The organism is Acinetobacter sp. ANC 5600 (genome assembly GCF_002018395.1).
GTDB classification, from domain to species: Bacteria; Pseudomonadota; Gammaproteobacteria; order Pseudomonadales; family Moraxellaceae; genus Acinetobacter; species Acinetobacter amyesii.
The window spans coordinates 62901-85728 of record NZ_MVKW01000010.1; the positions used below are offsets into that span (position 1 = coordinate 62901).

General features: G+C 35.6%; 19 protein-coding genes and 2 pseudogenes. 8 read left to right on the forward strand and 13 right to left on the reverse strand.

Annotated features, from left to right (window positions below):
- Positions 1-2: 2 nt before the first annotated feature.
- Genes B1201_RS15615 through B1201_RS15625 form a run of 3 tightly spaced genes read right to left on the reverse strand, consistent with a single transcriptional unit; the run spans position 3 to position 4930 of the window.
- Positions 3-1178 carry a DUF4268 domain-containing protein gene (locus B1201_RS15615; protein WP_078194329.1) on the reverse strand — a complete coding sequence of 392 codons (1176 nt, stop codon included), beginning with the start codon at positions 1176-1178 and terminating at the stop codon, positions 3-5.
- 57 nt (positions 1179-1235) lie between these two features.
- Positions 1236-2555, reverse strand: a complete 1320-nt coding sequence (locus tag B1201_RS15620) for a restriction endonuclease subunit S (RefSeq protein ID WP_078194330.1) — start codon at positions 2553-2555, stop codon at positions 1236-1238.
- 8 nt (positions 2556-2563) lie between these two features.
- A complete protein-coding gene (locus B1201_RS15625; protein WP_078194331.1) occupies positions 2564-4930 on the reverse strand; it encodes a type I restriction-modification system subunit M in 2367 nt (788 codons plus the stop codon).
- Positions 4931-5070: 140 nt separating this feature from the next.
- Here B1201_RS15625 and B1201_RS15630 point away from each other — a divergent pair, with 140 nt between their 5' ends.
- The gene (locus B1201_RS15630) at positions 5071-6177 is read left to right on the forward strand and encodes a hypothetical protein (protein WP_078194332.1); all 1107 of its coding nucleotides are present in this window, start codon (positions 5071-5073) and stop codon (positions 6175-6177) included.
- Here B1201_RS15630 and B1201_RS15635 read toward each other — a convergent pair.
- The 6 genes from B1201_RS15635 to B1201_RS15660 form a co-directional block, all read right to left on the reverse strand.
- On the reverse strand, positions 6174-6605 hold the full coding sequence (locus tag B1201_RS15635) for a hypothetical protein (RefSeq protein ID WP_078194333.1): 432 nt from the start codon (positions 6603-6605) through the stop codon (positions 6174-6176). The two genes, B1201_RS15630 and B1201_RS15635, sit on opposite strands and share 4 nt — an antisense overlap.
- An 8-nt stretch (positions 6606-6613) precedes the next feature.
- A complete protein-coding gene (locus B1201_RS15640) occupies positions 6614-7054 on the reverse strand; it encodes a hypothetical protein (RefSeq protein ID WP_078194334.1) in 441 nt (146 codons plus the stop codon).
- 229 nt (positions 7055-7283) lie between these two features.
- Positions 7284-8297: a competence protein CoiA family protein gene (locus B1201_RS15645; protein WP_078194335.1), complete on the reverse strand. Its 1014-nt coding sequence runs from the start codon at positions 8295-8297 to the stop codon at positions 7284-7286.
- A gap of 17 nt (positions 8298-8314) precedes the next feature.
- Complete coding sequence (locus B1201_RS15650) at positions 8315-9322, reverse strand: HNH endonuclease domain-containing protein (RefSeq protein WP_078194336.1); 1008 nt, start codon at positions 9320-9322, stop codon at positions 8315-8317.
- A complete protein-coding gene (locus B1201_RS15655; RefSeq protein WP_078194337.1) occupies positions 9315-9899 on the reverse strand; it encodes a class I SAM-dependent DNA methyltransferase in 585 nt (194 codons plus the stop codon). Before B1201_RS15655 ends, B1201_RS15650 begins: the two co-directional genes overlap by 8 nt.
- Positions 9900-9926: 27 nt before the next feature.
- Positions 9927-10754 carry an HNH endonuclease gene (locus B1201_RS15660; RefSeq protein ID WP_228144796.1) on the reverse strand — a complete coding sequence of 276 codons (828 nt, stop codon included), beginning with the start codon at positions 10752-10754 and terminating at the stop codon, positions 9927-9929.
- Positions 10755-10860: 106 nt separating this feature from the next.
- Between B1201_RS15660 and B1201_RS15665 the strand changes: the two genes are divergently transcribed.
- From B1201_RS15665 to B1201_RS15675, 3 genes are all read left to right on the forward strand, one after another.
- A complete protein-coding gene (locus tag B1201_RS15665; RefSeq protein WP_078194338.1) occupies positions 10861-11610 on the forward strand; it encodes a metallophosphoesterase family protein in 750 nt (249 codons plus the stop codon).
- Positions 11611-12123: 513 nt separating this feature from the next.
- Positions 12124-12306, forward strand: a complete 183-nt coding sequence (locus tag B1201_RS15670; RefSeq protein WP_078194339.1) for a hypothetical protein — start codon at positions 12124-12126, stop codon at positions 12304-12306.
- A gap of 272 nt (positions 12307-12578) precedes the next feature.
- Positions 12579-12824: a hypothetical protein gene (locus tag B1201_RS15675; protein WP_228144797.1), complete on the forward strand. Its 246-nt coding sequence runs from the start codon at positions 12579-12581 to the stop codon at positions 12822-12824.
- A 150-nt stretch (positions 12825-12974) separates the two neighbouring features.
- Here B1201_RS15675 and tnpA read toward each other — a convergent pair.
- Both tnpA and B1201_RS15685 read right to left on the reverse strand, forming a co-directional pair.
- Positions 12975-13222 (reverse strand): annotated as a pseudogene (gene tnpA, locus B1201_RS15680) (IS66 family insertion sequence element accessory protein TnpA); the annotation flags it as partial.
- Between the two features lie 293 nt (positions 13223-13515).
- Positions 13516-14694: a replication initiation protein gene (locus B1201_RS15685; protein WP_078194341.1), complete on the reverse strand. Its 1179-nt coding sequence runs from the start codon at positions 14692-14694 to the stop codon at positions 13516-13518.
- Between the two features lie 942 nt (positions 14695-15636).
- Between B1201_RS15685 and B1201_RS15690 the strand changes: the two genes are divergently transcribed.
- The 4 genes and pseudogenes from B1201_RS15690 to vgrG form a co-directional block, all read left to right on the forward strand.
- Positions 15637-16413 carry a ParA family protein gene (locus tag B1201_RS15690; RefSeq protein ID WP_078194342.1) on the forward strand — a complete coding sequence of 259 codons (777 nt, stop codon included), beginning with the start codon at positions 15637-15639 and terminating at the stop codon, positions 16411-16413.
- An 11-nt stretch (positions 16414-16424) separates the two neighbouring features.
- Positions 16425-17336 (forward strand): ParB/RepB/Spo0J family partition protein, encoded by a 912-nt coding sequence (locus B1201_RS15695; protein ID WP_078194343.1) that lies wholly within the window; start codon positions 16425-16427, stop codon positions 17334-17336.
- Between the two features lie 321 nt (positions 17337-17657).
- The gene (locus tag B1201_RS17015; protein WP_171263814.1) at positions 17658-17876 is read left to right on the forward strand and encodes a hypothetical protein; all 219 of its coding nucleotides are present in this window, start codon (positions 17658-17660) and stop codon (positions 17874-17876) included.
- A 233-nt stretch (positions 17877-18109) separates the two neighbouring features.
- A pseudogene (vgrG, locus tag B1201_RS15705) lies at positions 18110-19603 on the forward strand (type VI secretion system tip protein VgrG); the annotation flags it as partial.
- Here the strand turns inward: vgrG and B1201_RS15710 are convergent.
- Positions 19600-20813 (reverse strand): IS3 family transposase gene (locus tag B1201_RS15710; RefSeq protein WP_416202470.1). Its coding sequence is split into 2 segments (ribosomal slippage): positions 19600-20489 and positions 20489-20813, totalling 1215 coding nucleotides; the frame shifts between segments, so codons are not numbered across the junction. The pseudogene vgrG and the gene B1201_RS15710 overlap by 4 nt on opposite strands.
- A gap of 130 nt (positions 20814-20943) precedes the next feature.
- Positions 20944-22116 carry a RelA/SpoT domain-containing protein gene (locus B1201_RS15715; protein WP_078194345.1) on the reverse strand — a complete coding sequence of 391 codons (1173 nt, stop codon included), beginning with the start codon at positions 22114-22116 and terminating at the stop codon, positions 20944-20946.
- Positions 22117-22828: the final 712 nt, after the last annotated feature.

The following is a 22828-nucleotide window of genomic DNA, read 5'->3' on the forward strand; positions in this document are numbered from 1 at the left end:
TCTTACTTAATTACTTGATACGCATCTTTCATATAAGGCTTAAATACCTGTTCAAACTTTTGAACATGTTCATAATGCCATTGAATGTACTCTGACCATTTTTCCTTGTTGTATCCCTCAACAGCCGTACTTATGACAATCTTAGATAGCTTTTGATTTTCTGATCTGAGCCAAGTCAACTGTAGACCATAACTTTGCTCAACTTGTGCTTTCTGTGCGTAGAAGAAATCAAAGAGCTTTTTATTGTGTTCAGTATTGCTCGTCGCGAACTCAAGCTCTACTCGTAATTCTTTTTGGGCAAAAATCAAATTGTAGTTACATTGTGCAATCGTTGCCCCTGCACTACGCCAGCCAACACCAATGGGATTAACATTGCGAAAAAGGTCGAAATTTCTATTTTGAAAATCTTCTAACAACTGCGCCCAATAAGCTATCCTCATTTTCTCAAGTGAGTTCTCTTTTTCTTTGAGTGTTTTCACTTCAGCATCCTTTCGGCTTAAGCGAACCATATATTCAGATGCTTCGGGGACAGGGATAATTTGCTGTATATCGACCAGTAACTGGCTATTCAATATATATGGCGATACCTTTACACACTTAACATCGATCTCACGTTCAATTAGCCAAAGCGCAGTATTTGTGACTTCTTTTCTAAATTCACCTGCAACGAGAATGATGCGTTGAGTTGCCTTGGGATTCAGCTGACTCATCCAATCTAAATCAGCATTTCCACCTAAGAATTTTTCAATCAATATACGTGCTGTGTGATGAACATGTTCAGGCTCATAAGCATCGACATCTAAATCCGCATCAATTGGTTTGTACTTACTTAGGTAATTGGCATAAACATTAATAATATCTTCAGCTGTAAATGGCGCAACATAAGAGGCATATTTGAGTGCCTGCCACACGGCGTCACGCCCACTGTCATCTCGTTTGTTTTCAATGAGTACAAGTTGTCCTTTGGTGTCTAATGCCAACAGGTCTAGGCGTTCACCTGTACCATCAAAGCCATCAAATTCTTTTTGAATAATCAGTAGTTCTTCACCCAATGCTTCAGGATGGCTCACCAACCATTCTTGTAAGTCATAACGCTCTGTCAGGTTATGTTGTTTCAATTGTGTGATGTCTAGTGGTTTTAGTTTTTTATTGGCTGTGTCTACTGTATATAAGCTCATATTCCCCCCGAAATATTAAAAAACCTAGCCAATCGAAGTTCGCTAGGTTTAAATTTTTTATGCCACTTTAATTTTGCCTGTCACGGCATCATTAATGAGTATAGTTTTATATTCTTTTAACTTTTCTATTTGCTGATTCTTAATTTGAATCGCAAAATTTGTTTGTTGCTCAATGGCTTTAATCTGTTCAACTATTTTAAGTTGCTCTTCTAAAGGAGGAACAACGGTCACTAATTGTTTAAAGCCATCCCAATATAAGCGTTTACGGAAATCTGTAATGCCTTTGGAATAACGATCCATTTGTTGAATAAACTCAGGACAACGATACTGATATTCAAAAAACTCTGAATTGATCAAATCATTTGGTTTGGCAACAATATATGCAGGGCTAACCATTCCATCTACTGAAACTGCACCAATACCACCTTGCCAAGCTCGCATCATGTTAAAAGCGATATCGCCTTTTTTAACGAGAATATATTTAGATTTATCCTCAATTTTTACACGACCACGTACATTGTCTTCTTCGGAAATTTCTTCGTTCGAAACACCTGAATGAATTGAAACAGATAAAAGTGGCAACCCTTCTTTACCTTGTTCATTACGTTCTTTGAATATGGTTCTATTTGCACTAATTTCCCAATACTCAGGAATTTGACCAATCCATTCCACACCCGAATTTTTCATCGGTACATTTGGATCTAAACCTTGAGTCACTGCTTTTTGAATGACAATTTGCTTACGTTCATTCAGTAAAGCAATTTGTTGTTCTTTAATCGCAATCGCTTGGTCGATTTCAGATGTTTTTTGATTTAGAAAACTTACTATTGCTTCTTGTTCATGCAAACTAGGCAATGCAAGCTTTTCATTTAAATACGAATTTGTATCTAAATTTTGTATACCAGTTGTCTGCTTAATGGATTGGTAATTAATATTATTTGCATACAAGGCTGCAAAAAAGTAATTTAAAAAATAACTATTTACATTACTTTTTGGTGTCATTTTAGCAACAAAATTAGATGTAAGTGCCTTATAGTTTTCATTGAAAAGAACCACACAACCAACTAATGTTTTGTCACCACCACCTGATTTTTCAATTAGTAAATCACCTTTTTTCAAAAGGCGATTACCAATTTCTGATTTTTTGATATTGCGAAGTGTCAGTTTTGAGTTATCGATAACTAATTTATTTCTGTCAAAATCAGCAACACGTAAAACAACAATATCATCATTATTTTCTTTAGGATCACTCCCCCAAAGACCATTAAAACAACCATCAATTGATCTTTTTAATGAAAAAATATCCCAGTTACTTGGTATCGTACCCAACCATTCCACACCAGAATCTTTATAAGCATCATATTTTTCAAACATCATGCTTCCCCTTAAAGACCCAAAACCTGTGCAATCAAACCATCGGCTTGTTTCTCAAGACTTAAAATATCCTGAGCCACATCTTCTAAAGAACGCAAAGGCTTATGCTGGTAGAAATACTTATTAAAGCTAATCTCATAACCAATCTTCACAGAATCCAGATTAATCCACGCCTCAGCCACATGCTGTTTCACTTCATCTAGGAAATACTGATGAATCTGCTTTTTTAACGGTACAGATTCACTATCACGCAAATCGCTATTGCTTTCATAAGTAGTGAACTCGCCTTTTTTCGCTGTTGCATAATAGCCAAAGTCCGCCAAATCAGCTTCTGTACAGCCCAAGTGTGCAACTAAATCAGCCAGCTCAGCGTCATTCAGCTTAACGACTTTTTTCACCACTTTTTCTGCGTTTTCGTCATACCAACTTACCGCATTGAAAATGTTGTTCTTTTCAGAATTCGACAGCTTAATTTTTAAGGCTTTAATCGCTTCATCGACTTTTTTCTTAAACAGATTAAAGTCTGAAAACTCATCTGTGCCTACCTGTTGCATGATGCTTAACGCACTGTCCAACGCTGTTTTTAAAGCATTCCAATGTTCTACATCAAATAGCTTGGCTTGGGCTTTATTGTTCAGCGTAATCTCTTGCGCTTCACACCATGCCAAGACCTCTTTTTTCACAGCATCAAGCTTCGCTTCGGTATAAATGTCATCACCATAGGTGCTATACATATATTCCATTGGCTCAGACAACGACTTATCAAAACGTAAGCCTTGCAAACGCTCTGCACTAAACTGCGCTCTACGGCGATCTGGACGCTCAATATTGACTTTGTAATAACCAAAATCTTGGTTATCAAAAATCTTACTTGCGATACCGATAGGATCATTTTGCTCATCAAGCTGACGCTCTACATCTTGACCTGCAAGATAGGTCTGCATAATTTCTGCAATATGCTCAGGCGCAAATTCACAGTTTTTATTGCCCAAGTTTTTACGCAACTTGCGGAACATCAAACTTGCGTCAATCAGTTGTACTTTGCCTTTGCGCTGTTGTGGCTTGTTATTCGACAACAACCAAATATACGTAGTAATGCCCGTGTTATAGAATAAGTTGTTTGGCAATTGCACAATCGCATTGAGTAAGTCATTTTCGATGATATAACGACGAATATTACTTTCACCGCCACCTGCATCACCGGTAAATAAGCTTGAACCATTATGAACTGAGGCAATACGACCACCAATGCCGTTATGCTCGGGCGATTTCATCTTATTAACCATTTCCATCAGGAATAGAAGCTGACCATCGCTTGAACGTGGTGTTGCATCACAGCTCTCTTCATTGCCCCAATAGTCTTTTAACTTCACGATAAAGCGTGGATCAATTACATCTGAACCATCTTTAATATGCTTTTGCTCAGATGCCCAGCTCTTACCATATGGCGGGTTAGAGAGCATAAAGTCGAACTTCGTGCCGACAAACTCATCAGTGGTCAGTGTTGAACCGACACGAATATTTTCAGGGTTATTGCCCTTGATCATCATGTCTGACTTACAGATGGCATAAGTCTCGTCATTGATCTCTTTACCATACAAAATCACGTCACGGTTGCCATTTTCAACGCTATAACGCTCTTCAATAAAGTTTTGTGCTTCGGTCAGCATCCCACCCGAACCACATGCAGGGTCGTATACCGTAATGGTTAAAGGTAATTTTTCCTGAATTGGGTCAAAAACAAAGTGCGTCATTAACTCAATCACTTCACGTGGAGTAAAGTGTTCACCTGCCTCTTCGTTATTTTCTTCGTTAAATTTACGAATCAATTCTTCAAAGACATAACCCATGCCTAAGTTGGTCAATGCAGGTAAACGATAGCCGTCTGGGTCGACTGCATCATCAGGGGTTAAGTTAATGTACGGCGATAGGAATTTCTCGACCACATCTAACAGCACATTTTTATGTGACATGTGGCGGATTTGAGCGTACAGGTTAAAGCATTGAATGATTTCTTTAACGTTGTCGCTAAAACCTTCTAAATATTCTTCAAAGTTTGCCAATAATATTTGAGAGTTATTTGATGCGGCGGTATATAGTGAGCGTAATGTCCATTTAGAGGTGTTATAGAACACATAGCCTGATGCTTCTTTCAGTGGCTCATCATCGAACTCGGTGAGTTCCATTTCGACTTGTTGGTAGCGAACTTCTTCGAGTACTGCATCTTTAGTCGGCTCTAATAAAGTGTCCAAACGGCGTAATACCACCATCGGCAAAATTACATCACGATATTTACCACGTACATAGACATCTCGAAGACAGTCATCAGCAATCGACCAGATAAATGAAACCAATTTGTTATGTACTGAATGATCCATGAGAACCCAAATAAAGCATTAAATTTTAATGCCCGTATTTAACACTATTTTAAAGTCTTGTGGCAGTGTATATATGGGTAACTTCAGGATAATACGCCAAAGCTTGTCGCTGAGATCACCACTTAATTCAAAGGTATTTCATGGATTTAACACAATTTAATTTTTCAATACTAAAAAAGTTTGATCGAACGCTTGAAAGCAATATAGAACGATTGGTTAAAAATGCAGATTCCATCGAAGAAGATCTCTCACCTATTGAATTAAAGGGCATGCTTTGTGAAGCTCTTGGGTTAGATATTTTAGATAGCAACTCCAGTCAAGTGGTTGATCAGGGTGAAAATATCCAGATCACATTTGCGTATATTTTGAAATGCCTATCGCTCTACCCTTTGCAAAATGAGATGTATCAAAATTGGAATAAGCATGTTGCGCTATTCGACCAAGCTGAATTGACGGGTTTTTCAGAAAAGAGTGTTACTGAGTTGCATCACTTTATCCAAAGTATTGTGGTTACAGAACATGAACATAACTATCTTTCATTAGAAAAAATGCAACAACCGATTCATCTGATTATGTTGCTCTTCATTCATCTTGATGCAATCCTAACCTCAGACAGTAATATGGAGCCATTGTGCTTTACGCAGTTGTTTAAGTTTCGTTTTAAGAAAAATAAACCCTATGGTCCATCCAGTAGTTTTTCCGATTTCATCATCTACTCACTAGCCTCACACGCAAATAAAAAACCATTAGAAAAGCTTCCTTCAATCAGCTCATTTGATAAATATCTAAATACGGAATTACTTGATAATGACAGTAATAACTACGACGATGAAGATCACCCACGAATTAAAACAATGCGCCAATTACTAAAAAAAATGAGAGCTGAAGATCGGTTTTGTTATTTAACCGATATCGACCAGTTTTTTACGACACCATTTGATCAAGTTAAGCTAATATTTGATGATCTATATGAAAAAATCACAGAGTCTAATTCTCGTTTTCTACTTTCAAGAACCATCAACGATGAGGATTTCGTAGCCTTCAACGATATGAACGCACTGTGGCTCATCTACTACTTCCAATTCCTAGTCTACGAAGCACAGAAAACAAATTCTCCTGAGGTTTTACAGGGACTCAGCGCTACTCGTGAGTTTATGGATTTATGGAAAATGTTCTATGTGCCTAATGGCAAAAAGGCCACTTTTCAGTGGCCTCGACAGTTTACTGATATCGCTAAGATCACTTAGATATTGTTATAGCGACCTGAACCGGAGGGGTTGCCTGTTTTACTTGGCCAACCACCTCCAAAGTGGAACTCCTCAAAGAAAGCTACGGCGTCTTCATAATCAATCTGTGACCATAAAGGATAGTCAACATGTGATTTTCTAATCTGGCGCCAAGCATTGTCTTCAAAAGCACGCCCCATGCTAGGGTTAAAGCTATGATCGGGACGAATGATAAAGTTCCAATCATCTTTTTCTGTACCAACCTCAAGCCTAATGTTTAAAGCTTGAACTGTTCTAAACACATTAATCACACAGCCAAGCCCTAATGCGTAGATAGGCTTTTTTAAAAGCACAACTGGCGCACCTAAGATATGCTCAAGTTCAGCAACAGTTTTAGGTTCGTACAAATATTTGCCATTTGCTTCAGAGACCAATAATTTAATTTTCATATGATCTCTCACTTAGCTGGTGAATTATTATCACGACCACCACCTGAAGGATTTCCGGTGGTGCTAGGCCAGCCTGCTACTTGTGAAATCTCATTAAAGAACTCCACAGCTTCTTCATAATCAATTTGTGACCATCTTGGGAAAGTTTCATAACTACGTCTGATTTTCCAAAGCGCATCATTCTTATAAATTTTCAAAATTGATTTATCAAAAGGTTTATAAGGTAATAAAAGAAAATCCCATGAATCATCTTTATCACCAATGTCTAAATGCATATCCAAAGACTGTGCAGTCTTAAAGACATTCACAACACTACCGAGTCCAAATTCTGAACGTGGTTCTTTTAATAGAACAACTTTATGTCCTAACATTGTTTCCAATTCATCAACAGTTTCAGGTGAAAAAAGTCCAACTCCTTTTGAACCTGATACTTGCAATCTTAAGTGCATTCGTAGCGCTCCCTATTTACGTGGTGGATTATTATCACGACCACCGACTGAAGGATTCCCTGTGGTACTTGGCCAGCCTGCTTTACTCATCTTTATCTCCTTACATATACGAATGTCATGGCGTTTCTAGACCGATGTAAGAATTATGAAGAAAGAAATTTCTCAATTTTGCCTAAAATCCAACAAATTAGGTTAAAAATTAAACAACCATCATTTATTTATTTTTTTCCTATGCCAGCCGATACCAATCACACTCTGCTGCCTGATTAGAATTACAGGCCTTCTTCTTCGCTTTGCAATAGATAGGTAGACCTTCTGTATAATTATAATTATCACCACTATATTTACACAAAAAACAACTCTTCACAGGTACTTTCTTTTCAACCGCAAGTTTTAACTGTGAAATAAACATATCCCCATGTGCATAACCCATCAGTACATTTGAGTTCTCAAATTCCAAATCAGTTTCAATAATATTGCTATATTCAATTTTATCTTGATACTTCGATAACTTAGCTTTTATATCTGCTAAATATTCCAAACCTAGCCAAGCCTTACCTGAATCCCAAACTAGAAATAAAAAATACCGTTTGTGCATACATTTACAATCAGCATCAACTATGGGAGCACTTTCTTGATTGAATCCCAAAAAGAGAGCATCGCTTGGCTTCAAATCTGCCCTATATATTTTTTCGACATCCTCTTCGCAATCCAATGGTATTTCAATAATTCGCTTGCCTGAGTTTTCCTTTTTTTCACTCAAAAAATGAGTCACAGCAATTTCAATATAAATACAATCTTCGGCATTATTTTGACGGGTTAACAATAGGTCTGGAATAAACTGGTCATGCCTCTTCTCAACTTGTATTTGTGAAAAATAATTTGTGAGATCAAAGCATTTCTCTGTATAACCAAGATCACAATGTTTTCGAATGGTTCTTTTAAATTTTTGGCATCTCCTAGGCACGTAGAACGTAATATAAAATGGTTCGTTTTTAGTTAAACATCTTTGATAAGTTTCAAAAAAAGCACGTTTACCCAAACGGTGTAAATAAGTTTCACCATTGCACTCTAGTACAGTTTTATGGGCAAAATGAGGTTTCTTGATTTTGCCATTCACCTTAGCAATTAAAGGATTATCACAGCCCAGGCAAATGTATTCAGATTTCTCTTCTTGTCCGACTAAATCAACTGCTTTGACAATTTCACCATGTTCACTTTTTGCATATTGATAACGTGCCATTTCACTTCCTTATAAATTTAACCCGTCCACATCAAATAATTATTTTCTTTACCCTGTACATAAGCCCACTCAGCCACCTTATGTGAGCGTTCTTTATCTGTCAGAAATCCCAATACAGAAATTCGATTCACAATAATCAAATCCTGCTCTTCATTGCGTTCCTGCCACTTATACAAAAACTCATCTGATGCGAGTAGATTACTTTTCTTAGAATTACAGCTTGAATCCGCCAACACGAAATTATGCCCTGTATCTGATGGATACATAGACCATGGAATGAAATGATCAACGGCGTAATTGCCATTGCGCATCGGTTTATTGCAGTAGAAGCATTTACAGTCCTGTAGCTCGACCAACACATTAGCCACAGCATTTAATTGGTTCCGACTCGGCTCAAACAAGAATTGTTCAAGATTCGGCAACTGATTCAAAATAGGTGCATTGCTGCTGTTCTTACGGATATAGTCAATCCAACGTTTCTGGCAAAGCTCTTCGATGATTTCACTGAACTGTCGTAAGCAAAACATGACTTGAGGCAAAAGGATGAGCTGCTTTCCACACCGATCAAGCTGATATAAAAACTCAAAATTTTGACCATTGATGTTTTGCAAGTAGCGGACTGGCATGTCTTTTACAGTGCGAGCGACATCTTTAACTAGCTTCAACCACACCAATGAATCTCGTCTTAATAACCCCAAAGAAGAGTAGCTTTGCCGAAGCTGTATAATGCGATTCACAATGGCAGCTTGTTTACCATTGTTCTGATTTAAAATCAGCTGCCCTTCATCATTAAAGGTATAGGGTACCGCTTGCTTCCAATACAGCTCGATAAACTTCTCAGCGATATCCGTATATTCGAGTGATAGACTCTCACCTGAATCTTCACCTTTTTCAATAGCTAATCGGCTTAGGCTAATCAGCAATGCAAATTTATAGGTGCTACTAAAACTACCCGACTGTAAAATCAGCTGAATATTTTTTAGAAATTTAAGTTGTTCTTGTGCAGTAGGAATAAAGTCAGGCATGTTTTTTCCAAAGAAGATTAAGCCATTTTTCTTGTCGATCAGGTCGCTGATCTACTGTAATCCACTGTTTTAATACCCTAACCCCATTCAACCGATGTAACAATTCCTGAGCCTGTTCTTCATTTAAGTCAGTAAATGCTCTACCGCCTTTTACTCTATCTGCTGTTCCATATTTAAAAGACATATAGCACACACCGCCACGGCGTAATGCAGCATGAATACGTTTTAAAACATCAGGGAGTCTATTACGAGCACAATGTAGTAAAGAGGCACATGCCCATACCCCATCATAAACATCGTGCATATCAAGCTCATAAAAACTTTGCTGCTGAACAGCGATACCAGTCAGTTGGCTCGCTCGTTCGACCAATACTTCAGAATAGTCGATAGCATCAACTTGATAGCCTTTATTTTTAAAAGCCAAAGTGTCACGCCCTGAGCCACAGCCTAAATCCAAGATGCGTGCTGAATCTGGCAACTCAGCTAAAAATGGTTGGTATAGGCTTTCCATATCCACATACAACGTGGCTTGTAAAAATTGATCTGCGTATTGGTTGTAATAGTCTATTGTTTTCATATTGGTTGCTTAGGCTAAAAACTAAACTCAGTCTACTAAAAAACAAAAAAATAAATCAGCCCTTACTTCATCTAAATCACGATCTGACTTAAAACGATTACATATCGGGTGAATAATTGCTCCATTTTCTAAAACACCGTAACCACCTTCTGCTTTCGATTCACGATGATCTACTTCAGTCGATTCAAGGTATAAAGCGCTATCACATACTTCGCAATAGCTCCAAGTTTTCCTTTCCTCACGTTGATACAGGTTTCTTTTGGCCGCGAGTGAAAAATTTAGAGGTTTTTTCTTCTTTGATGATCTTACTGATTTCACAAAGCTTACTACATCATCAACAATGCTCTCATCATAATCGCCACCAAAACGTTCAAGGTAAAAGTCGTTAAAATTAATATAATCAAATGATTGACTCATCGAAAGAATGACGGTGTTCAAACAAACTTCATCTTCGAAATCTAAATCCATATTGAGTCCAATACAGATAAATGCTTGATAGACGTTTTTCAATCGCTCATGTGATCTGATCCCGCTACCAAACTTACCGACAGTTTCTTTGATCGCCACAGGAATTTTTTCAATTAAACTTTCAACACCACGGCGTGCTCGGGTAAAACCAATAAAATCTAACTTCTTATTCTGTATTTCAAAACAATCTTGTTCAATTTCGCAGACGATAGAGAACCAAGCCAAAAAGGATGTCACTTGAAAACGATGATCTTTATAAAAATATAGTTTTGGGTGTAAGCCCAAACTTGGAATCCGAATACTAATTGCTGGTGTAGCGATACGACACAGCACAACTCTAAGTTTTAGCATTAAATTTTCTACACGCTGACCTTGGTCTATATTCACAGTATTCTGACTAGTATCTTATAATTTCTACAATATTTAGTTGCTGTAAACTGATCGCAATGAAACTCTATATATTTAAACAGCATAATTTAATAAAGGAAGTAGATTGAAACTGCAAATTTTATCGGATACTCACAATTCTAAATATTCAATATCAGAGCAAGCTGACGTCATTATCCACGCTGGTGATTTTTCTAATCGCTTAAGTGGTGCAATTGAGTTTGCCGAAAAATGTAAATCTCTGAATAAAAAATTTATCTTTGTTTTAGGTAATCATGATTACTACAGCTCTAACTACAATTTAGTCGTAGATTTCTTGAAAGAAAATTATCCTGAAAATGCCCTTATTGATGATAATCATATCAGGATACAAGATAAAATATTTGTAGGTGGAACTCTGTTTACGAACTTTCGTTCAAATTCTCCACTTACATTTCCTAGTGCACTTTTACAGTCTCAAAAAGATGCTGAACAATCCATTTATGATTTTGATCAAATCATGATTGGCCATGATCATCGAACTATAACTGCTAATGACTACATTGAACTATTTAATAAATATTATCAAAATATAATGCAATTTAAGAATCAAGATAATGTGATTGTCATTACGCACTTCCCGCCTCATTTAGCTTGTCTTGATCCATATTGGGGTACGCATCCTGTTGCATCGGCCCTCAATCCCTATTTTATTAATAGCCTAGATGTAAAAGGTTTTAAGTTATGGATTGCAGGACATACGCATACATCAGTGGATACTGTAGTCGACGGATGTAGATTAGTGATCAATCCTTTGGGTTATCCGCCAGAGCAAGGTAAAAATGGTTTTAGAGAAAATTTGATCATCGAAGTTTAAATAGACATATTTTTGTGAAACCTTTTAAAGCGTCAGATAATTCAATTTTAAATTTTTTTGCCATATTAATGATGAAATATCAGCCCTATCAGAACCTAAAATAAGTACCGACACATGGTTTTTTGATACTTAATAGTAAATTAGGACTTTTAAACTTCGGCTCATGCTTCTCATTAGTATAAAATTATATAACGCCATTAAAGTTTTATGGAAAAATGAAAAGACTAATCGATTTTAAAAATGTTGAGCAAAGATCACGCCCCATAATTGAAGTTATACCTATGGTATTTGACAACAGCCAAGCGACGCAACGTATCGTCTCACATCATATAAAACGTGTAATTCATCAACATAAAGATGAACTACAAAAGCTTGCATATAAATAAAGCTCATTATCCACGCTTAAATGCTCATATATACATTCGACCATGTTTATCCGCTACTTCAATTTATTTCAAATTTTCTGCGATACTGATAATGAAATTCATACCACATCCGAACTAGGAGAACCTCATGTCGATTCCTTTAGATCCAGAAAATAATTGGAAGAATAAAATTGCAGATCAAATACTTAAAGATCTACTAGAGATCAACAAACTCCAAGGTAATTTTATTAAAAAAATGAAAGCAGACCAAAATGGTGTTTTCTATGTAGAGCAAGAAATCTCTGTTGAGGAATTCCTCAAGACACGCTGAGTCTCTGACATTAAGATAACATCACAACCCTAAAGATATATTTAAAAACTCAACCAAATTGTATCACCGGTAGAGGGCTTTGTTGCATAAATATGTAAGCATCTGATTTAAATAAATTTAATTTTGGATCAAAAAACAATCAAAACTTTTAAAATCATATAGTTATGAAATCTTTGTGCAACACAGCCAAACCGAGTTAATGTCTCGGTTTTTTTCTTAAAATAGCAGGCTATGTGTCTATTGCTACGGATATTGTAGGTTAGAGCATAAAAGTGTATGAAGCTGCACTAGAGGATAAAGCAAGAACAACAGTGGTTGAGACAGCAAAGTTAGGAACTGGAATTGTTGCTGGCACATTTACAGCAGCATTAATTGTCGGTTTGGCTACAGGTGGCACAGGATTAATTGTTATTGGAATTGTAGCAGTATCGGCTGCACTTGCTACGAAAGGTGCATCAGAAATTGCTGGCGTTGGTGCGGGATATATGTATGATAAAGTGGAAAGTATAAATGAATAAAATTATCAACTTATTGGTTTCAGATCATATATTTGCCTTGTTCGCTTTTGGTTTTATATTTATTCTTCTTTCTATATTCATGTATTTGGTATTTTATATATATTTAAATATTAATTTAAGGGGTGTTTGCAAAATTATATTTAATAATGCACGGCAAGCTAGGCGAATGCTAATAGCATGCAGTGCTACTGCCTGTTGTGCCATCTGACGCCGGTGAGATGGCTTACCACTTTTTTGACATCGCTTCCTGGATGATCTCTGCCTTATTTGGCACGCCATTTATAGAAAGTAGCATTACTCATACCGTGTTCACGACAAAGGGCAGCTACGGGTGTCCCAGATTCAGCCTGCTTCAAAATGGATATGATCTGGCTATCAGTAAATTTAGATGTTTTCATGCAGAATCTCCTGCTCGTATCTTAAGAGAAAATTCTACTTTTAGATCCTATTATTTTTAGGGGGGATTACCTTTCCAATTGCGAGTTGAAAAAGTCTAATGATTCTATGAATACACCTAACTTTTTCAACTAACTACAAATGTGTCGCACTTGTGATTTCAATCCACGAGTAGTTAAAGTTGAATAATATGAAGTTGAAATGAACGTTCAATATAACTGTTTAACTAATAAAAGTTATAAGTGGTTTCTTGAACTAAGAATAGCCGATAAAAGTGTAGCAAGTTGCTACACTCCTAGATAATATCCTTTCCGAAAATTTCATTTAGACGATCCTTGATGTTTTCCACAAATTTACTATCTGTTTTCAATTTATTCTTCATTTTTCTCTTAAAATCACTTAAGCTCATTCCTACTTCAGCAAAATCCATTTGAAATAATGAATCATTAATAACAACGTTTGCTTGAGAGTCTGTGAGGCAACCTTCAGTCTTAAACCACTTTTCAAGCTGTAAGTAATTTGCATCATCATTAAAAATATACCATGAACGTACAGTGGTATCGAATTTTGCACCTAGATCTTTTACCTCAGCATTATCTTCAAATGGAACATCTAAGTAGATCTTTAATTTTTCGGCCTTTTTATTTTCAATTACAGGTTTCTCAAAGCTACGATGATGTAATTTAAATTTTACGCCTACAATAGGCCGTCCTTTTTTAATTGTTTCATATTCTAATTGTAAATCAGTGTTTTCATTAATTTCAGCTACAATTTTATCTAATACATAACGTCGAAAATCAACCCAACGGTCATATTTAGTTTCATTTATATCAATTAGGGCTTTGAGATTCTCTAATAATAATGGAACTTCGTAGATTTCCTGAGTCTTAAATTTAAATTCGTTTTTTATGAAATAGGTATAAAGACTCATACTTGCAACTGAATCTAGAGCAAATAAATGTTTAAGTTGGTATGTTGTAAAATTACCACCAGCTAATTGAGTAAAGTAAGGTAATACTTCACTGGTAAATCTGATTTGAAGTGCATTCTTTGAATCATCTTCCCATCTTAACTCACGGATAATAGGGACAACCGAGTGAACTCTTTTAGTCTTTTTCTTTATATCATCTACAGGTTCTTCAATTACAAAGTGCGCCACACGGGATGAAAGTTCTTTGTAAATTCGATCAATGGCTACATTAATTGAATTTCGCTTACTTAATCCCAGTAATTCAGCTAAATCATCTTTATACAGATAGATGTATGTTTGTTCACTAATCTCTTTATCGATATGATTCTTCTCACCGTAATTGGCAACAGCCATCGCATATAAAAGTGCTTTATATTCATTCGCTGACAATTCAATAGGTCGTATCAAACGATTGCTAGTACTTACAACCCCATTGTGACGAATATTACCTATGCAGTACGGGATTGAATCCAACTCTTCTTTGTTATGGCTTAGTTCTGACATAAGGTGTATTAACTATTTTAAATGTGCTTAAGTTGATTATGCATGTTATATAAAAAAGTGGAAAAAGATTCAACTCTTTCACCTAAAAAACCTAAGGTGGAATACTTGTCACCAAATTTAGGTAAAAATCAATTAAAGTGGAAACATATTTTTAAATTCCACCCAAAGATGACAAATACTCCACTTTTAGATCTTTTTGATTCTTTATAGAAATACGGATTGCTGAATAAATACCCATAATGGATTTTAAATAATCAATTAACCTATTTCGATATGACAAGTTTTCCACCTTTAAAAACGCAGATCACTGAAAAAAAATATCCAGTTTAGTCATAAGAACAAAATATCTGCATTCTAGGGTGAGTGCGTGAAATTCTTTCCACTCTTAGATCAATGAATATATCAAAAAATGGTGTAGTAAAAAAAAGCCTTGCAACTTTATCCACAATATTATTTTTGTAAGTGATTTTTTTTCCACTCTTGCACATAAATTAAATAAGTTATCAACATTATAAATAATTGTTTTATATGTATTTTAAATGATAATACATATATTTTATAATTAACAGTGAAAAACATTCCACCATAGTGACATTTACTCCACTTTTAAGTGACATTTACTCCACTTTATGGTGACATACATTCCACTTTTAAGTGATCATCTTTCCACTTATAGAAGACAACTCTTCCACTTTAAGATGACAAACCCTCCACCTTAAATTCCATATCATATTGTTTTTAAATGTAAAATATTAGCTTAATTATTAATTAACTTAATTATTAATTACTATTAATTATTAATTAAGCTAGCTATATAAAACTTTAAATTTAAAATTGCTTTAGCGTTATACAAATGAATGTTTTAAATTTAAAAGGTGTAGTAACTTAGCCCAAAGTTATTTATATTAATAGTAATTGTAAATATAGAATGATTTGACAAGTATGTCTGCAAAAATTATTGCTGTTGCGAATCACAAGGGTGGTTGTGGTAAAACAACAACAGTGGTTCATTTAGCCTCTGAGCTAGCAAACTTAGGAAAAAAAGTGCTTGTGATCGATTTAGATCCTCAAGCAAATGCTAGCTTGCATATTGGTTTAAAACATCCAAGTGAAGTTGGAGTAACAACCGCTGAGTTATTAGTGGGTGATGTCTCATTACTTACCGACGCTTTAGAAGAAGATACTAATTTTGATAATGTTTCACTAATTTATGGTTCTCTCAATTTAGGAAAAACTGAGGACCAATTAAAAGAAGATGCGCCAAGACCATCAGAAGAACTCACTACAAAATTAGAACTTTTAAAAGATCTTTATGATTTTATTTTAATTGACTGCCCTCCAAGTTTAAAACTATTGACTAGTAATGCTTTAGCATCTTCAACACATGTAATTATCCCGATTGAATCTGGCTCACAATATGGTTTATATGGTGTTACAGACTTACTTAATCATTTAGAAAAAATAAAGCGAATCAATCCGGAGCTACAATTATTAGGTGCACTACTTATTAAGCACGATGAGAGACAAAATGTTTGTAAACTCATTCGTGATGAAGCATTTAAGCAAGTGGGCTATATTATGGAAACGACTATTCCACAAAGTACAAAAGTAAATCAAGCCGCAATTATGCAGCAGTCTTTACTTAAGCTAGACAAAAGTGGAAAGGTCCGAAAGGCTTTTGAAAGTTTAGCTAAAGAAGTTTTGGCTAAAGTTAACTGATTGAGAATTTTATGGCAACTGCAAAAGAACTTTTAGCTCAAAAGCTGAAACAAAATACTCAAAAGCATCAATTAGCTCAAAAAGATAATATCAAGGAATTAAAGGAATTTAGACGAAATGTCCCCATTGAAGACATTTCACGGAGTCCTTATCAACCGCGTAGAAAATTTGATGAGCAGGAAATCAAAGAACTGGCTGAATCGATCGATGAAGTTGGTTTGTTGCAACCCATCACTGTTCGTAAACTTGAAAATTTAAAATTTGAACTGATTGCAGGTGAACGTCGATTACGTGCGCATGAAATTCTAAAAAAATCGACCATTGAAGCCATTATTATTGATGCAAATAATGAAGAAGCTTCACTACTTACACTAGCTGAAAATTTAAAACGCCAGGATTTAACAGACTTCGAAATCTATATTGGTCTGGTAGGCTTGGATGAAAATTTAAAGAAAAATAAACAACGTTTAGCGAAGTCTTTAGGCTTAAATCGCGAAGACATGTATAAATATTTATCTTTTGAAAAGTTGCCTAAAGCCATCTTGAATGATTTGGTAAATGAACCCCAATTATTAGGTCGAACTGCTGCAACAGCTTTTAAAAAATTTCTTGCAGATCACGATGAAATAAAACAACGTGCTGAAAAAGCCTTGTTAACTGTTTGGACAAAAGTAAAGAATGGCCAACTTGAGCAAACTAAGGCTGTTACACAAGCTACGAAATATCTAGTTCAAGATAATAACGATTCTCCATCAACATCGCTTGTAAAAAAAATTGAATATGCTGGGAAAGTTGCTGGGAATATTAAATTTAATGATAAGTTATTAAAGGTTTCTCTAAAAATTTCTCATTTTGATGATGCTAGTTTAGAAAAATTAGAAAATATATTGAAAGAGTTGGTAGAGAAAAATCAAGAAGTGTAGCAAGTTGCTACACTTCCTTTCTTTAAAATATGTCTGATAGTATAATCTTTGTGATACCTAGTAATAAAATTAATCATAATTAAAAACAATTTTTTATAATATATATTTATAAAAGTTAGGTGCTGTTGATATTTGCTGTATAAAAAAAATAGTGAGAAAGTAAAACTCAATCGACAAACCACATTACTTCTCGTTATGCATTCCAACAATGCTGGCCCATAATCAATGATCTAAGTCTTTAAATTATTATCAAATGATGCAAATCCAGAATAGGTTTCTATCGATGCCTCTCATATGCGAGAGCATCAACGTACGTTCGGAGTGAAAGACAAAGCAATTTCTAATAACATTGGTGGAAATAGTTCTAAAATCTATTTTGTTGTGGATGCGGATGGAAATCCTACTGAATTTATTATTAATGATAGCAAGACCCATGATGTGAAAGTGCACCTGATTTTTTTGATGTTTTGGATTAAAAAGAAACAGGAATATTGTGTGCAGATAGGAGTTATGATTCAGAATTATTTAGAGAAAAATTGAGAAAACCGAAACAAAGCAAATATATTAAAGAAATGTAAGTCTGAATCTAGTAATAAACATATGGATTGGTGTTTATATAAAAACAGGTATTTTATGGAAAATGCATTAACAAGATTAAAAATATTTACGAGGAACAGCCAATCGGTATGACAGGCTAATGAAGAACTATGAAAACTCCGTTGCTTTAGTCTGTATCTTTATCTAGTTACCATTATGAAATGTCAACAGACCCTAACCAAAATAATTTGCCTAAAGATCTAACTAACCAAGTCACCGCCTTACTCAAAGAAAGCCATTGGCAACAGCCCGAAATTCATACCAACAATCAAGATGAGCGCCAAGCCAATAACCTTATTTTACAACGTCGAAACATTGACATTGTTCCACCTTACAGGCCACTTGAAGATCGCCCTAAGACCCACCCACAACGTGCCAAAGTCGTAGGCGTCGAGGATGAAGAAATTCATGTCGATGAATGGGGACGGATTAAAGTCCGTTTTCTGTTTACTCGAACAGATGACCATATGCATGACAATGGTTCAGGCGCGAATAATAATGACACTGACTCAGCGTGGGTAGATGTACTCACCCCTTGGGCAGGAGAAGGTTATGGTTCACGGTTCTTACCGCGTATTGGTGAGATCGTGGTGATTAATTTCTTTGATGGCAATATCGACCGACCATATGTCGTTGGTCGCATTCATGAAGCACATCGTAGTCCAACTAAGTTTGATTAAAAAGGACAACTTCCCTATACCAAGAAGCTTTCAGGGATTCGCTCCAAAGAAGTGGCGGGTGAAGGCTTTGGTCAACTTCGCTTTGATGACACCACAGGGCAAATCAGTACACAGCTACAAAGCAGCCACGGCACGAGCCAACTGAATCTGGGTAAGCTCAGTCATCCGAAAGGCAAGCCTGAAAGTGAAGATCGAGGTGAAGGTTTTGAATTACGTACCGATCAATGGGGGGCAGTACGAGCTGGACAAGGTTTACTACTAAGTACTTATCAGCAAATTAAAGCATCTAAAGATCATCTACAGCTAAAAATGACTCAAGAGCAGTTTTTAGAGAGCTTGAACCAAGCAACAGCATTGAATAAGACGGCTGTAGAGTTGGAAAGTACATCGCTAGAAATTTTAAGCAAGTTCCAAGAATTTATTGAACAGCTTTCAACTGAAGATTTAGAAAAAGCGAATGCATTCAAATCGGCTGTGATGGTTCTAGCTTCACCAAAGAGTATAGGAATAAATAGTGAAGAAAATATCCATACTGTGGCGAAAGGCTTTATGGTTCATAGTGCAGGTGAAAGCATCAATATTTCTACTCAAAATAGCCTAATTGCTCAAGCGAGTAAAAAAATTAGTCTCTTTGCAGCAAGAGAAGATGCAAGTTTAATCACAGGTGTGGGTAAAATTTTAATTAAATCAATTTCTAATGCTTTAAATATTATTTCGAGAAAAGACTTAACAATTAAATCGACAGAAGGAAAGGTTTACATTACAAGTCCGACAGAAGTCGTGATTACGGGTGGGAGCTCTCAAATCAGTATAAAAGATACAGGAATTTATTCTAAAACTAGTGGTATTAATGAGTCTAAAGCTGGACAGCATGCTTTTAAATCTGGCGAATCGGTGGATAAAAGTATTATAGGAAATCAGCTCTATGATCTAAAAGTTAAGGTATTTGATAAAGTAAATGTATTAGCCCCCGTAAAAACGGACAGTTAACTCGCTAATTTTAGCGACAGAAATTCCCGAGGGGATTTCATTTTTAATCCACTATGTGGATGATTGCAATTGTAATCTTCTATCCATAATGGCAAAGCGTTAAGCACAGTTGCAGCATCTGGAACATCATTCACATAAACGTAATCCCGTTTGAATGTCTTCACAAATGCTTCCGCCATCCCGTTGCTCTGTGGACTTCTAATCGGTGTGGTACAGATCTGAAAGCCAAGTGCATGTGCAAATTGCCGTGTCGATTTCGCAATATAACAACTGCCATTATCTGTCAGCCATTCAACTGGCTGAGGCAAATAACTGACTGCACCAAAGCGTTTTTCCATGCTCTGTACAAGTACATCACACACCATGTCACTACTGATGCCCGTGGTGGTTGCAAGATAACTCATGATTTCCCGATCGCAGCAATTCAGGCTAAAGATTACCCGTACTTTTTCGCCATTCCAGCACTTGATCTCAAAGCCATCTGAACACCAGCGGCTGTTTGAAACAGATACTGCAACTTTCCCATCATGCGTCCGATCATTCTTTAATGGTTCAGCTCGCGTGAGAAGCAACTGATTCTGCTTCATAATCCGGTAAATACGTTTAGGGTTGACCCGGGCAAGTTTCATCACATGCTGTTTCAGATAACGGTTTAAATGAGCAGTCACACGCCGATAGCCATTACTCGGCCGTTGATCACAGATCTCCCGAATGATGGGCAATAAAACCCTATCATCAGTCTTACAGTATCGTAAACGAGAAGCAGCTTCTGGCTGCTTCAATCGCCAATAAAGATTAGATCTCGACACCCCCAAGGTATGCGCTATTTGTTGTGTTGGGTATCGTCGGGTGGTAATAAGGGCATGTGCGATATGTACTTTTTTGCCTGGGCAATCTCTAGGGCATCTTTGAGAATTTCAGCCTCTACAGTTTTACGACCCAGCATTTGCTCCAGCTGTTTGACCTTTTTTAACAGTGAGTTATAGTCAGATACACTAACAACTTGATCATTGGCTTCCACGGCAGTGACTCCACCATTCTGCATAAGTCTTTTCCATTTAAACAGCAAACTTGGCGAGATGCCATACTGCCTGGCAACAGAAGAAACGGATGAGCCTGGTTGCATGGTCATGGCAACAAATTGGGCTTTTTCCTGACCTGAATAACGTCGACGACGCTGAACTGATGTAATCACTTCAATACGTTCCATAAAACACTCCCTAACCCTAGTGCTATGACTAGGTCTTAATTCAGAAGTGTCCGTTTTAATTGGGGGCTATTACAGAATATTAATCAAAGTATAGAAGAGCCTATAGAATTAGCTATAGTCTCTTTTATACTTAAACGATCTCGGGTTGATCCTTAACACTCTGAGATTGAGAGCTAATATGATTCAGATGTTTCTTAATCATTATTAGTTGTACTGTAGCTTCGATAATATTTATATATTTAAGAAACATTTCTGAATCTGCAAAGTAGTTTGGGTAAGCTTCTTGTAAACCACCAATAGCATCTGTGGATAGTAATGCCACAATAATATTAGGATTTTGAGAAAGAGTTTGCTCATATAAAGAATAACGTTCTAAAGCTTCTTTACTCTCTTTTTTAGAAAAATTTTCATGTTCTAGCTTTCTAGCTGCAATATTTAATCGTATTAAAATAAAACTATTTTTATCACTTTTACTTAGCTTTTGATTTAGTTCTTTTAGTGATAAGCAGTACAACTGTAATTGATCTTTAATAGTAGTCTTGCTAGTACCTTGTCTTAAAAAAGACATTATTCCATAGGCTTCTTGAAAAAGTACGTCATTTTTTTCTAAGTGATTTAAGAGATCTTTTCGTAACTCTTCAATATTATTTTTTTGAAAACTTTTGAAGCTCTCAATCAATTGAAATAAGTCACTGACATATTTGAAAAAGTTTTTATAGTTTTGAAAACCACTATCACTTTTTAAATTTTGTCGAGTAAAGATATCTATAATTTCTAGAGTTGTAGCCCAACTATGTTGCAGTTTAGTCCTTAGTTGAAATTCTATTTTTCTATCTTCGCCTTCGCTATTCTTGAAAATGCCAACAATGTGGACTGATCTGTAACCATCAAATTTTGGATTTTTGATATAGTTATTAATTTTAATTAACTCATTATTTTTATTATAAAAACATATTTCATTGGTTAAAATTTTTAAAATTGAGTCTACTTGTTTTTGGGAAGATACGACTACTCGAATCCCTCCAATATCTTGCATGTTTTTTAGTTCCATTTTATCAAAACGTTTTAACTTTCTTTTAATGGAGTCAAAACGCTTAATTCTTTTCGCTATAAATGCATTTTTATCTATATTGTGAATATATCGATTAAGTAATTGATTGGATTTTTCTAAAGGTACTAGATGGCTATCTCTCCAATATGTAAGGATACCCATTGTTGAGTTGAATTTTTCTTGATCATTTAATAGATCATCATCTATTAAATTTTTCCCTGCGCGAACAACATCTTTTTTAGAAAATTTCATTGGAATACATAAGATAAAAGCTAACCATATTTTATTAGATATTTACTTGTAAATCTTTACATTATTCAATTACATCAAAGTTTTTTCCAACTAAAAAGTGAATAGCCACCAAAATTCTAGACATAAGGCAAACCCATTTTTAAGATGACTGATTCGAATACAAGATATCTTGCAAAAGTCACTTATCGTATTTTATAAGCTTTAATGTATCTTTAGAGTATCCTCTAAGGATACATAATTCTTTGACTTAAAATAGCTTGCGTCTTGAGACATATAAGTTGCTATTTGAGGACTTTTAATAAAAGCCTAAAGATGAATGATTGAATATTTTGTTAGAAACAAAAGATAAGCGTATTCCTGACTCAGAGATTATGAAAAAATAGGGACTTCCTAAGTATTTTTTTCTTGCCTAATGGCTAATAATATTATTCAACTGAGCTAATCAAAAGGGTGGGGGCACTGTTCTAAGAATAGGCGTGAAACGTGAATAATCTACTAAAAAAACCAGTTTGTTCAACCTGAGCTTTTTAGTGGATATCAATGCATTGATTTAATTCAATTTCATGAGCGCTGTTATTCACCAATTAAAATGTCTGTGCGATAAACCATTTAAAATGTCCTGTTTTTAACTACAAGAGTCAAGTACAGGATTTAAATTTCTTTGTTCAATAACAACTTTCTGAGCTTTACGACTCGGCATACTTTTCTTGAG

What these genes read in the sequence shown, in the direction of transcription:
- B1201_RS15615 (WP_078194329.1), bottom strand. Translation starts at nt 1,178, where the DNA reads ATGAGCTTATATACAGTAGACACAGCCAATAAAAAACTAAAACCACTA.
- B1201_RS15620 (WP_078194330.1), bottom strand. Translation starts at nt 2,555, where the DNA reads ATGATGTTTGAAAAATATGATGCTTATAAAGATTCTGGTGTGGAATGG.
- B1201_RS15625 (WP_078194331.1), bottom strand. Translation starts at nt 4,930, where the DNA reads ATGGATCATTCAGTACATAACAAATTGGTTTCATTTATCTGGTCGATT.
- B1201_RS15630 (WP_078194332.1), top strand. Translation starts at nt 5,071, where the DNA reads ATGGATTTAACACAATTTAATTTTTCAATACTAAAAAAGTTTGATCGA.
- B1201_RS15635 (WP_078194333.1), bottom strand. Translation starts at nt 6,605, where the DNA reads ATGAAAATTAAATTATTGGTCTCTGAAGCAAATGGCAAATATTTGTAC.
- B1201_RS15640 (WP_078194334.1), bottom strand. Translation starts at nt 7,054, where the DNA reads ATGCACTTAAGATTGCAAGTATCAGGTTCAAAAGGAGTTGGACTTTTT.
- B1201_RS15645 (WP_078194335.1), bottom strand. Translation starts at nt 8,297, where the DNA reads ATGGCACGTTATCAATATGCAAAAAGTGAACATGGTGAAATTGTCAAA.
- B1201_RS15650 (WP_078194336.1), bottom strand. Translation starts at nt 9,322, where the DNA reads ATGCCTGACTTTATTCCTACTGCACAAGAACAACTTAAATTTCTAAAA.
- B1201_RS15655 (WP_078194337.1), bottom strand. Translation starts at nt 9,899, where the DNA reads ATGAAAACAATAGACTATTACAACCAATACGCAGATCAATTTTTACAA.
- B1201_RS15670 (WP_078194339.1), top strand. Translation starts at nt 12,124, where the DNA reads ATGTCGATTCCTTTAGATCCAGAAAATAATTGGAAGAATAAAATTGCA.
- B1201_RS15685 (WP_078194341.1), bottom strand. Translation starts at nt 14,694, where the DNA reads ATGTCAGAACTAAGCCATAACAAAGAAGAGTTGGATTCAATCCCGTAC.
- B1201_RS15690 (WP_078194342.1), top strand. Translation starts at nt 15,637, where the DNA reads ATGTCTGCAAAAATTATTGCTGTTGCGAATCACAAGGGTGGTTGTGGT.
- B1201_RS15695 (WP_078194343.1), top strand. Translation starts at nt 16,425, where the DNA reads ATGGCAACTGCAAAAGAACTTTTAGCTCAAAAGCTGAAACAAAATACT.
- B1201_RS15715 (WP_078194345.1), bottom strand. Translation starts at nt 22,116, where the DNA reads ATGAAATTTTCTAAAAAAGATGTTGTTCGCGCAGGGAAAAATTTAATA.